This is a genomic window from Vagococcus sp. QWL-13, assembly GCF_058683555.1.
Window position 1 is genome coordinate 1,668,044 of sequence record NZ_CM178746.1, and the last position, 12,268, is coordinate 1,680,311.

Sequence of the window (12,268 nt, forward strand, 5' to 3'; positions counted from 1 at the left end):
AAAACATCCTCCTTGTTTAAATTAAAAAAATGCCACTAAACTGCTATCATCTAAAACTGTTTTTCAAAAAATTCCGCCATCTCTATTGTAATCTTATAAGGCACTTTATGTCCATCATCAGTAGTTGTAAATGTTAATCCCTGTCCATAATCTTCCTGACAATTCTTTTTATAAAAGTCAAAAGTTGGTTGGTAAGGTACTGTTTCATCTGCTGTACCATGCCAAAAATGAAGAGGACGGCCTGACAATTTTTCCGGATGTAAACTTAAATCCAATACTTCCAGTTGTGCGATAGTATTGTCCACTTCCTCTTGACTACACCCATCATCGTCAACGCCCACCAGCAAAGATTTCATGAACTCAACAAAACGAGGAGTGCCCATCAAACAATCGCCTGCTTTTACCCATGGGTATTTCGCCATCACGCCACATGTGGTAATTCCGCCCATTGAAAGTCCTGTTACTCCTACTTGCTCTTTCGACGCAAGACCGTTTTCGACATAGGCATCAACAATTCCGGAAAACTCCTCAATATTTCTTAGAACAATATGCCAAAACTCCATAAAATGTTCTTCTGTTTCAAGATGATCTTTTCTATCTCCATGAAAAATAGCTTCGGGTAAAATTGCTCTCATACCTCTCTTGGCTAGCTCGTAACCATTCACAAGAACAGCTTCCTTAGTGCCCGTCCAGCCATGATAGAAAAAAACAAGCGGACGCAACTCGTCCCGATAGTTTTCTTTGATTATCTCAAGAACCGGTATGCCAGCAACTACTTTACGGTGTACTTCTATCATTTGTCATTCTCCCTTTTACTTTAGCAACATTCTGCGGATTACTCTGTCAACACAAAATATAACATCTACAAAAATCATTAAGATGATTGTATCAAAAAAAAGGAGAAATTTAAACTACTATTCCACTTGCCCATAAGCATTTCTTAACATTTCTTTTTGCTGATCCTCGGTATAGAACAGGCCCATCACATGTTCTGTCGGCATCACATTGACAAATGCATGGGAATCAATGTCGTAAATTGCTTTTTCAATATCATATAATTCGTAGCGGCTCACAACAATCATATAAACTAACCGCTCTTTTTTAGAGATACCACCTTTTCCCGGAAAAATAGTGATTCCTCTAACAACTGTTTGTCGCAACTGATCTACCATACTTTTTTCAGGAATATCGGAGATGACCATCAACGTCAGCTTATTGCCGCTTGTATGGATTTTATCAACCACAATGCTTAAACAATAAATCGAAATAACAGTATAGATGGCTTGTTCCCAGTTGAATAAAAGACCCGCTAACAAAATAATCAACAGGTTCATCGAAAACATCATATTACCGACAGATCTGCCAGTGGATTTGGCAATAATCACCGAGAGTACATCAAACCCTCCTGTGGTAAACCCAAATTTCAGGCATAAAGCTGCACCGATTCCAACTAGCACACCACCTACTATGGCATTCAACAAAGTATCCTCAACAATCCCATGCACAGGAATGATTAGCAGTGATATGGAGAAGCTAAAGACCGTTAAAAAACTATAGATGGTTGCTTTGGGTCCCAATTTTATCCAACCCAACATAAATACAGGGATATTAAGTAGAAAAACTAAAATTCCAGTATCGATAGTGATACCAGAAAAAATATTTAATGCTTCTGAAAGTAATTGTGACACCCCATTCAAACCCGCCGAAAAAACATTGGCAGGAATCAAAAATAAATTCAAACCGATAGCAGCCAGTACGGCATTGATTAAAATAACAAAAGATCTGGTAACTATCTCATAATTTTTGTTAAACTCACGAATCCTCCTCACAACACATTTCCCCCTATAAAATCTATTTCTTTTTATACCATCCCCATCCTACAACAAAAAAAAATAAAAGGATACCTCTTATTCTCTTTCTTTAATCAATTTTTTATGTTAAAGTTAACACTAAACAAAGGAGGTTAACGTATGGATTTTTCAATTAAAAAAATTACTATTTCAGCCCAGCTTGCAGTTTTTATCGCAGTAGTCTCTCAATTAACAATCCCATTAGGTATCATTCCCTTGACTGGGCAAACTTTCGCAGTAGGATTGGCTGCCACACTGATGCCCCCCAGCATATCAGTTTGTGCTGTGGGAATCTATTTGTTGTTGGGCATCATCGGACTGCCGGTTTTTGCAGGACTTTCGGGAGGGCTGGCCACCATTTTAGGTCCAACAGGAGGTTATCTGATCGGCTTCGTTTTCAGCTCTTTTTTTATTTCTTATTTGGTCTCAAAAAAATCAGATAGCTTTATTTGGATTTTTATTGTAAATATTTTAGGAATGATGATTTCACTTCTGGTTGGAGCAATCGGTTTAAAACTACACTTGGGCAGCTCTTTGATGGAAGCACTGAAGATGGGAATCATCCCGTTTGTTTTTCCTGAAATAATCAAAGCTTTTTTTGCTTCATTTTTGGGTATGAAGGCTCTAGCAGTCTTTCGGAAAAGGTTTCCTTCCCTCATCAATTAAATCAGATTAACTAAAAAATCTGAAACTAAAATAAAATCCCATGAAATCATTTTTCTAAACCTTGATTTCATGGGATTATAAATTTGTAAGTTTCTTATTTCGGATTTAAAAAACTACCTCTGGGTCAGTCTCTTTCAACTCAAAATAAAATTAACTTTCATGGCTGTACTGAGATAAACGAAACTGCCCCCGAAAAATTTTCTCCTTCCTAATAACGATAAAAGTTTCCCTTATTCTGAAATTAATCAATATCGGGAGGGCACCACTCTGGCACCAAAGGGCATCAATGCCAGCTTAGCCAATTTAAATGACTGCATGGCAAAGGGAATTCCTACAATTGTCAAACACAACACCAATCCGCTGATACAGTGGGCAATCGCCAATTCGATTCCGCCAAAAATCAGCCAAAAAATATTGATTAGAAAATTAAATCCGCCCCCATCATACACGACCTCTTTACCAAAGGGCCAAAAACTTAATCCTGCCATCTTAAAACATTGAAGGCCAACCGGAATGCCAATGATTGTCACACACCATAATAGCCCAACCAATGTCCAACCAAGTCCTCCCCAAAAACCTCCGAAAATAAACCAGATGATATTTCCCAAACAACTCATTTTCCCACCCGCTCTTATAGTTTATATTTACAAAATACTGTTAAGCTACTGAAAATATCATATCATGTTGAAGTGTTTCTGAAAACAAAATGTAAAAAAATCAAACTAAAGTCTGAAGAAAATCAGCGAAGGATTTCATTTGATTGATGTAAAGATTTGAAGATGAATGTTACAATCTGGTCAATTCATAATGTTAAACTAATTCCCGCAATACCAACTATAAAAAACAGCTTCTGCCTTCAAGACAAGAGCTGTTCTTTTACATATTCTTTATACAGTGGATGAGTCTCCAACAGTTCCTGGTGGGTCCCACTTCCAGTGATTTTTCCATTTTCAACGAAATAAATTTTATCAGCATCTACGATAGTGGACAATCTATGGGCGATAACAAATGTTGTCCGCCCTTCCATCAAATGTTCTAAAGCTTTTTGGACTTGTTCCTCCGATTTAGAATCTAGACTGGCCGTTGCCTCGTCCAACATTAAAATCTTAGGGTTTCGCAAAAACGCTCTGGCGATAGCCAAACGTTGTTTCTGTCCACCGGAAAGTTTGACTCCCCGCTCCCCTACTTCTGTCTCAAGCTTTTCAGGAAATTCTGATACAAAATGACTAGCATAGGCCAGCTCTAATCCCCGCCATAGTTCTTCATCCGAGAGTTTTTCTTTTAACCCGTACTGAAGATTATCACGGATACTTCCAGAAAAAATCGCAGAATCCTGAGAAACATAGCCTACTTGTCTGCGCCAGCTGTGAAGAGCGATATTTTCAATCGGTTCATTATTTACTTTTATTTCACCATTATCCACTGCATAAAATCTTTCCAGTAACGAAAAAATTGTAGACTTTCCACCACCACTAGGTCCGGCAAAAGCAACCACTGAATTAGGTGCGGCCGAAAACGAAACCTCCTGCAAAATCTTTTGTCCTTCTATGTAAGAAAAATCAACATCTGTCACTGAAACAATCTTGCCGGTGATATCCACATCCATACCTGAAGAAAAATCTTCTCCCGGTGTCCCCAACAGTTCTTGGATTCTTTCAGTTGCCCCTCTGGCTTTTTGTAATTGAGAGAAGAAAATTGGAAAACTGGCGGCCGGCATCAGAATATTGAATAAATAAAGTAAAAAAGCAATCAGGGTCCCCGTAGTAAGAGTGCCTGCCTGAACTCTGATAGCGCCATAACCTAAAATGCCAATAAACATCCCAAATATTGCCGTACTCATAATAGGCTGCAGCAAAGCACTGACTTTTGCTTCCTTAATACTCACTGCCAAAATATTTTGTATCAAAACAGCACCGCGTTTTTCTTCGACTTCTTCACCGTTTGAAGCTTTAATCAAGCGAATTTCGCCAAGTTTTTCTGTGGCTTCCCCGTTAAAGTCAGCAGTAGCCTCCTGTAAAGCTTTCCCTAACTTTACCATGATTTTACCGATGGGAATCATGATGATGACCACTAAAGGCACCAGAATAAAAATAAGTGCCGCCATTTTCCAGTCGGTTAAAAATAAAATAATCAATGCACCTATCAACTGTATCATTCCAGTAATAAACGAAGGGAAATGACCTAAAACTAACTCTTTTATGAGCATGGTATCATTAACCAGTCTTGAACTTATCTCACCGCTTTTATGCTCGTCAAAATAACTGATTGGCAAACGAATCAGATGGCGCCATACAGTATTCCTTAAATTTGCCACAGTCGTTTCCCCAGCATACCGAAGCAAGAAGCCTCCTAAAGCGCCGAATACAAGTTGAACGGCAAATAAAGTCAACAAGCCCAGCAACATAGTACGATCAATTTCAGCCAATTTCGCCGTGTCTATCAGACTTCTCGTCAATTGAGGGAGTATCAGTGAGGAGCCCGTTGTCGCTAAGCTGAGAAGCAATCCTAAGACAAAAATCATTTTTTTGTTATTTGATTGATTGATCATTTTTAAAAAATCGTTTAATTTAAACTTGTTTTTCTCCATAAATTTGCTCCTAACAAGTGATGGATTCTATCCTATAAAAATATCATTTTTCGATGCGCTATCTTCTACTTTTTTTTACTTTAAACTGCCAAGTATTTGAACAAAAGAACTTGTTAATGTTTTTTAGACTAGTTAAAAAGAAGCCGCTAATAAAACAAGGGCTTCTTTTGATTTAAACATAGCAACTAGCCTTAAACATTCCATCTAATTTTTGGATTACGTGCAGAGAGTTTACACAGGTGTATATCCGTCAAACAAGCAAATCTATTCCGCTTGTTTCTCTTTGCAATAATCAATTTTCAACTCATAGTCCTCAGGGGATAAAACCGCATCTCCCAAATTTTGACTGCCGAAGTCAATTAAATCCAAACGTGCCGTATAGGGTTCAAAAGCAGCATAACGTTCTTTTGGGGTGTTCAATTTACCTTTAAAATATTTTTCCCCTTTTATAAACAAAGTGACGCCTATTTCCACATCCTTGATGGTGTTGGATTTATTGTTAATCAATAAATATTCTAAAATCATGTGAGGAGATTCTATCGTCAGATTTCCCCCGACAAGAATCAATTCCTCCTGTTGTTTGTCTAACTCTGACTTGTGTTCCTTCAGAAATTTCTCCCAAACCTTTATGTACTCCTGATCTTCCGTCAAAGCCGAAAAATTTGGCTCTTCCTTTAAATATTTGGACCATTCGATTTTCATTTTATTCCTTCTTTCAGTTAATGTGCTTGATAAATCCCCTTGTGAAAGCAAAAGTAATGTGCTAATCCAATACGTAGCAAAATCATTTGACTAGCACAGTTCTTGAATTCAAACTCAAACTTCATTATATCATATTTATTTTAATTGCTGATTTGATATTTATGAAGTTTTTGACATTTTATTTTTGAGATAACTTTCATCTCTTTCCTTGACCTTCTATTACTCTAATCTTTTATGATTAAAGATGAGAAAGTAGCGGAAATTTCTATTTAACTCAAAATCTATTTATTTTTGGCCTTTAGCTGTTCATGGATAATTTTGTAAATATGCCTAATTGACAGAGAGGATGAAGATCATGGAAAAAAAGAAGGATAGTCACGTCATTTTCGGTCTTGTCGTTATGGTTGGAGCGATTGCAGGAGGGTTAGTACCTACAGCAAATGCTTTAGGTCTTAATGCAGGACTTACAGAGGCACAGGTGCTTATCGGTCAATCTTCTTTAGGATTGATTGCAATGCTTATTCTATTTTTTGCCACAGGAAAATTTAAAGACTTTTCTCTCAAAAGCTTTTTCAGCTCATTATTTATTGGTGTTTTTTTGGGATTAACAGGTTTCTTCCTTGTAAAAGCTCTTTCCGAACTTGAAGCAAGTGTGACGGTCATCTTACAATTTCAATTTACTTGGATTGGCATCCTGCTTGATGCTGCCTATACAAAGCAAAAATTAACAACACAAAAAATCATGCTGATTGCTGTGATTTTGTTTGGGGTTGTTCTAGGCAGTGGTGTTTTTGAAACCGGATTGGGAGCTCTCAGTATCAAAGGGGTGGTTTTCGGATTATTGAATGCAGCATGTTATGCATTGTATATTTTTTTTAATGATGCCATTGAACCTGAACTACATTGGCTAAAAAAAGGAACGGGAATCGCAACAGGTGTTTTAGCAGTAGTGATTATCACTAGCTTGCCACAACTCAGTACCATCGGAAATGTTAATGTTGCTGACTTTTTAATCTATGGAGGAATAAGTGCTGTCGTGGCGATTATATTGCCTATTACATGTTTCTCAATTGGTATACCAAAGATAGGCGCAGGATTATCCTCGCTACTATCCTCAGTTGAACTTCCTGCCGCAATCCTAGGAACACTTTTATTTCTAGGAGAAAAAATCTCATTCTTAAGATTTATCGGAATGCTTATCATCCTAGGTGCTATTTTATATTCTAATCTCTCAGAACAAGAAAAAATTTCTCCCGAGTCAGAGAATTAATCTATTAAAATTTAGGAAGGTGAAAATAATGACTTACGTGCTGATTACAGGTGCTGCTTCTGGTCTTGGAAAAGAACTTACGTTAATGTACAGCAAGATGGGCTGTGTTGTTTTTGCTTTGGATATAAATCAAGAAAAACTCGAACAACTTCCGACAAAAAACATCATCCCCTGTCATCTTGATGTTTCCAAGGAAGTGGAATGGGATAAAAACGTTATTCCTAAAATCAAACAGCACACGAAACAATTAGCTATTGTGATTGCGTGTGCGGGAACAATGCAAGTTGGCAATGTTGAAGAATGTACTGCTGAAGACTGGAAATTAATGGCTGACGCTAATTTAAACAGCCACTTTATGACTGCAAAAAAAGTGATACCGTTCTTGAAAACTTGTGCAGGAAATATCTTATTTATTGGTTCGCCGTCTGCTCAACTTGCTGTAAGGGATGAAGTTGGCTATGTCACATTTAAACACGCTACTGTTGGACTAATGAAGTCAATTGCTTTCGATTATGGAAAGTACAATGTCAGATCTAACATAATCCATCCAGGGTGGATGAGGACTGCAATGTCAGATGAGGAAATGGAAGAAATAATGACAAAGGAAAATGTTTCTCTCGACGAAGCTTATGAAATAGTTTGTCAGCATGTTCCTCTGAAAAGACCAGCAACTCTTGAGGAAGTTTGCGAAAGTATCAAATTTATCACATCAGAAAAAGCTGGCTACATCACAGGTGCTGAACTCAAGGTCGATGGCGGCATTACAATCGTTGATCCGGGAATGATTGCAATGATGTGAAGTGGTTTTCACATTTCGTTCAATCAAATAAAAAAAGTGTGAACCTGTAAAGATTCACACTTTTTTATCTTTTATTTTCTAAACCACCACTTGGCAAACAATTTCCTCGTGCCAGCCTACAATGATTCTCCAGTAACCTGCCAATTCTTCATCTAAATCGGGATCTGAAGTGTCCACGTGCAATAAGTTATCATGCAGTGAATACAATTTATCAGCCGTAGCCACTATCCAAACATTTTCTTTTTTGATTTGTCTGATAACTCTGGGACTCAACTGCTGATTACCCCGTCCAAAAATATGGCCTTGTCCTCCTATGACTGTGAGAATCAAAATAATATTTTTATCACGAATATAGTCGTAAATTTCCCTTTCAGCTCCGTCTTTAATGACCACTTCTTTCTGGCAGACCACATCTACTCCCAATAAGCTGCCCTCTAGGCCAAGTTTTTCCAATATGGTGTAAGTGGTGCCCCCTGTACCGAAAATATAGCATGTGTTGTCATCCTCTTTAGCCATTCTTTCAATAATTTCATCCGCAATCCCCTGCAAATCATGCTCACTGAATTTAACTGATGCTTTGGACTGCTGCATCAAATTTCTGGCAAAAGGAATTTTTAAATAGCCATAGAGCTTGGCATCCACAATATTTTGACGAAATTTTTCCTCGTCAATGTCCATGACTTCACATTCGACCGTACCTATTTTTTCAAACTGATTAACATATTGTTTAATCAAAATGCCGGCATCTTTAGGGTTGTTGGCATAGACTGCCGAATGGATTTTAACCCCAGCGGGAATCCCCACACAAGGAATGGAAAGACCTACAGCGTTGTAAATATCTCTTGCTGTCCCGTCACCTCCAGCGAAAACAAGCAAATCCACCTCTTTTTCCTTCATGAGTTCAGCCAGTTTTAGTGTGTCTTCGCCGCTTGTACGTTCTTTTTTTTCATCTAGAACCTGAAAAGAAAAATCCAAAGACTTCAGCACCTCTTCTCCCATCAAACCAGAGCCAGTCAGAAATTTCAGACGCTCTTTTTCCTCCTCCAGCTGGGAGAGAGCAATTTTAGTTTTTTCATTTGAGCGATACTCGCTTCCCAAACTCACAGCTAATTGCTGGATTTCTTCGCTGTCGCTCCCTTTTAAACCAGCAGGCCCCCCAATCCCTGCAATCGGATTTACTATCAAACCGATTAACATCAGTCAATACCGTACTTCTTCTTATATTGTCGCCATGAGCAAATCACATTGGCTGGATCCGACTCATAGTAATTTTTGATGCCGTGGCAAGGTGCATTATGGGGGGCAGTCCTGATTACTTCCGGATCGTTGTAACACTCCCAGGAAATTTTCTCCAGAACTGCGATAAATTCGTCTACGTCTTTTTTACTGTAAGAATCCGTCGGCTCAAGAGTGAATGGTTCCGGGACAATATGAGGATGATGAGATTCCCAATAATGCTCCATACTGTAATCTACCAAACGTCTTTGAACATCCTCTGTCCCAAAGCCCGTATCTTCTTTCATTTTTTCCCAACTGTAACGACATTGCTCAATCCGCCGTTTGCCTTCTGCATAATACATCGTAACACCTCTGATTTGGGAAATCTTTTTGATAGCGTATTGATTGTTGAGCACGGCACATTTGGCTGCTTCTTGCACGCCATCCGCCCCCAAACTTCTAAGCCACATGTATACTCGAACAATAATCGCCGCGTTTCCCATAAAGGAACGAACCTTGCCGATAGATTGCTTGAGATCATAATCCAAGTGATACTTTTCCCCGTCAAAAGTGACTTTAGGCACCGGGATATAATCTTTGAAAACCCCTCTGGCTCCTAAAGCTCCCACTCCAGGCCCCATACCGCCGTGGGGAGCAGAGAATGTTTTATGGAGATTGTAGTGAATCAAATCAAACCCCGCCTCTTTAGCCCGAGTAATTCCCATAATGCCGTTTACATTTGCCTGATCATAAACTGCTACCGCCCCGACTTCATGAGCAGCATCCACATATTCTTTGATTCTCGGATTGAAAATACCCGTGTCTTCAGGATTGGTAATAAAAATTGCAGCTGTTTTTTCGGATAAGGCTGCTTTGAATGCCTCCAGCGTTGGATAACCCTGATCTTTATCGTGCATCAAATCGATGACTTTGTATCCGCATGTTGCCGGAGCCCCTGCATCCGCCGGGTGAGAGAAAATCGTCGTTACGATTTCATCTCTGTCTTCCCCTTTATCTTCAAAATATTTACGGACAATCACAGCGTTAGTATAGATTGCCTGAGCACCTCCCCCAGGTTGAAACGAAAAGGCATCCATTCCAGAAATTTCCTTTAAGTATTGCTCTGTTTTGTAATAAATTTCGAGCAACCCTTGGATTGTCGACTCGTCTTGATAAGGATGAACCGAAGCAATATTACTATTTCGCGATACCAAATGTTCCTGAACTTTTGGACTGTATTTCATGGTACATGTTCCTTGACCGATATCCACGCTGACATCATTTCCCAATGTCTCCTGAGAGAGCCGCATGTAGTGACGATTTACCCTCATTTGTCCTATCTCCGGTAAATCAACAGTTTTTTTGCGTTTCAGGGACTGGGGAATCATGTCCTCTTTGTTTTGCAGTTTCTCTTTTATTTTTTGATCCACATCCGGTGTTATGACGCCCCGCTCACCCGGGGTGCTCATTTCGTAAATAATAGGTTCACTCCACCGTGCCTGGTGAAAATCCCTTAATAAAGTCTTTTGATCTTGTCCCATTGGTCGTTCTCCTCCTTTTCCCTTTTATTTCAATATCTGCTCCAAACATTCTGCAAGGAAATCAATTTCTTCCCGAGTGTTCACTTCTGTCACACAATACAGAGCACAATTATCAAAGCCATCATAACACCCTGTCAAATCTAAACCGCCAAAAATTTCTTTTTCTAAAAGTTGATCATTGATTTCCTTAACTGTTTTGCCAGATTGAGAAAAATCTACAACAAATTCTTGGAAAAAAGGACTTGTGAATTTCAGGGATACATTAGGAATTTTAGATATTTTTTCCGCTGCGTATCGACTATTGTATAAAATTGTCGTACCCACTTCCTCCATGCCTTTTGGTCCCATCAAAGCCATATAGACAGCAGCCGAAATCATCCAAAGATTGGTACCCGTTCCAGTGTACTCATTGCCAAATGCTCTTTTCGAATAGTGGGTTCGTTCAATCAGCATATTTCCAAAAACATACTCCCCTTCAACTTCCGGTTCAGCAAATCCATAAATGAAATCCTTATAGTTATTTAAGTATTTGGCTTCCCCTTGGGTTGAAATGAATCCGGCCTGCCCGTTTCCAGCTGAAAGATGCAGACCTAAACTATGCAAATCACCGCACGTGATTGTAGCGCCATAATTTGACGGTGCTTCCAAAATCCCCAATGAAATCGGGTTAACATACACTATGAATTCTGCACCGACAGAAGTTACCAGTTGACCGATTTCTTCTCCCCGGTCTTCCAACACGCCGACAAATCCGGGATTTTCTATCATTACAGCAGCCACTTCATCGCTTAATTTTTCCTTTAAATCAGCTAAATCAATCCGCCCCGTTTCCGGTTCAAATTTGATATAGTCAACTTGTATTTCTAATTCCTCTTGGACAGAATGCATATAATTTTCCAGTATGGATTTATAAGCAGGATTCATCAGTTCCGGCACCAAGATTTTCTTTCGATTAGTAATCCGGCAAGCCATTGCCATGGCAGTAGAAATGGCTTGTCCGCCATCAAATTGCGGGACACTCATCACTTCAGTATCTAAAAGTTCTGCCAGCATCGAATTGTACTCAACAAATGTCTGATATTTCCCATGGTCACCCCAACTCTCGGCGCCATAGCAAGTGAGAAATTCCCCGCGAGTAGTGATTTCATCCACAACAGCTGGTATAAAGTGCTGGGCACATCCTGCCCCCAAAAAGCTGGTAAACTCATCACAATTTTGATTTTTGGCTAGTATTTTTTCCACATGCTTTTTAAGACTGAATTCATCTAATATGCCATCAGGTATACCCAGTTTTTCTTTATAACGCAGTTCCACTGGAATCTCTTCATACAAATCCCACATGTCTTTTGCACCAACAAAGTCCATCATTTCTTTTTGAGTTTCAGGGTTAGAATTGGGAATATAAGGGTAGACAACTTTTTCTTCCTTCATTTCCTTAACGCCTCCTAAATTTTTTGTTTGCGGATAAAACTCCGATTCCCTCCACTGAGTCACTGAGTCCTTTAGCTATATCTCACTCTTCCGTTCAGCAAATTCCTAAAAGTAACACGTCACGTGACAAAAATCATGTTTTAGGACGCTAATGTCCCATCTTCCTTGATTTTACAAGATTACAGTAATAGAAGGTCAAGTTAT

At 39.0% G+C, this 12,268-nt stretch carries 11 protein-coding genes; 3 read left to right on the plus strand and 8 right to left on the minus strand.

Translation table 11 applies throughout. The annotated features are described in order from the left end of the window. Nucleotides 1-50: 50 nt before the first annotated feature. Both AC4PHI_RS07745 and AC4PHI_RS07750 read right to left on the minus strand, forming a co-directional pair. Nucleotides 51-797: a prolyl oligopeptidase family serine peptidase gene (locus AC4PHI_RS07745; protein WP_492199344.1), complete on the minus strand. Its 747-nt coding sequence runs from the start codon at nt 795-797 to the stop codon at nt 51-53. 117 nt (nt 798-914) lie between these two features. Then, nucleotides 915-1,829, minus strand: a complete 915-nt coding sequence (locus AC4PHI_RS07750; protein WP_492199345.1) for a YitT family protein — start codon at nt 1,827-1,829, stop codon at nt 915-917. A 141-nt stretch (nt 1,830-1,970) separates the two neighbouring features. Between AC4PHI_RS07750 and AC4PHI_RS07755 the strand changes: the two genes are divergently transcribed. Further along, nucleotides 1,971-2,516 (plus strand): biotin transporter BioY, encoded by a 546-nt coding sequence (locus AC4PHI_RS07755; protein ID WP_492199346.1) that lies wholly within the window; start codon nt 1,971-1,973, stop codon nt 2,514-2,516. 245 nt (nt 2,517-2,761) lie between these two features. Here AC4PHI_RS07755 and AC4PHI_RS07760 read toward each other — a convergent pair whose 3' ends face one another. From AC4PHI_RS07760 to AC4PHI_RS07770, 3 genes are all read right to left on the minus strand, one after another. Then, nucleotides 2,762-3,133 (minus strand): YccF domain-containing protein, encoded by a 372-nt coding sequence (locus tag AC4PHI_RS07760; protein ID WP_492199347.1) that lies wholly within the window; start codon nt 3,131-3,133, stop codon nt 2,762-2,764. 239 nt (nt 3,134-3,372) lie between these two features. Further along, entirely contained in the window at nt 3,373-5,103 is a 1,731-nt protein-coding gene (locus AC4PHI_RS07765) for an ABC transporter ATP-binding protein (RefSeq protein ID WP_492199348.1), read from the minus strand. Between the two features lie 264 nt (nt 5,104-5,367). Next, nucleotides 5,368-5,805 (minus strand): hypothetical protein, encoded by a 438-nt coding sequence (locus AC4PHI_RS07770; RefSeq protein ID WP_492199349.1) that lies wholly within the window; start codon nt 5,803-5,805, stop codon nt 5,368-5,370. 355 nt (nt 5,806-6,160) lie between these two features. Here AC4PHI_RS07770 and AC4PHI_RS07775 point away from each other — a divergent pair, with 355 nt between their 5' ends. Both AC4PHI_RS07775 and AC4PHI_RS07780 read left to right on the plus strand, forming a co-directional pair. After that, nucleotides 6,161-7,075, plus strand: a complete 915-nt coding sequence (locus AC4PHI_RS07775) for an EamA family transporter (RefSeq protein ID WP_492199350.1) — start codon at nt 6,161-6,163, stop codon at nt 7,073-7,075. 28 nt (nt 7,076-7,103) lie between these two features. Next, nucleotides 7,104-7,874 carry an SDR family NAD(P)-dependent oxidoreductase gene (locus AC4PHI_RS07780; RefSeq protein WP_492199351.1) on the plus strand — a complete coding sequence of 257 codons (771 nt, stop codon included), beginning with the start codon at nt 7,104-7,106 and terminating at the stop codon, nt 7,872-7,874. Between the two features lie 78 nt (nt 7,875-7,952). Here the strand turns inward: AC4PHI_RS07780 and AC4PHI_RS07785 are convergent, their stop codons facing one another. Genes AC4PHI_RS07785 through gcvPA form a run of 3 tightly spaced genes read right to left on the minus strand, consistent with a single transcriptional unit; the run spans nt 7,953 to nt 12,064 of the window. Continuing rightward, nucleotides 7,953-9,071, minus strand: a complete 1,119-nt coding sequence (locus AC4PHI_RS07785) for an ATP-NAD kinase family protein (protein ID WP_492199352.1) — start codon at nt 9,069-9,071, stop codon at nt 7,953-7,955. Continuing rightward, nucleotides 9,071-10,633 (minus strand): aminomethyl-transferring glycine dehydrogenase subunit GcvPB, encoded by a 1,563-nt coding sequence (gene gcvPB / locus AC4PHI_RS07790; protein WP_492199353.1) that lies wholly within the window; start codon nt 10,631-10,633, stop codon nt 9,071-9,073. Before gcvPB ends, AC4PHI_RS07785 begins: the two co-directional genes overlap by 1 nt. A gap of 24 nt (nt 10,634-10,657) precedes the next feature. Then, a complete protein-coding gene (gene gcvPA / locus AC4PHI_RS07795) occupies nt 10,658-12,064 on the minus strand; it encodes an aminomethyl-transferring glycine dehydrogenase subunit GcvPA (RefSeq protein ID WP_492199354.1) in 1,407 nt (468 codons plus the stop codon). Between the last annotated feature and the right edge of the window lie 204 nt (nt 12,065-12,268).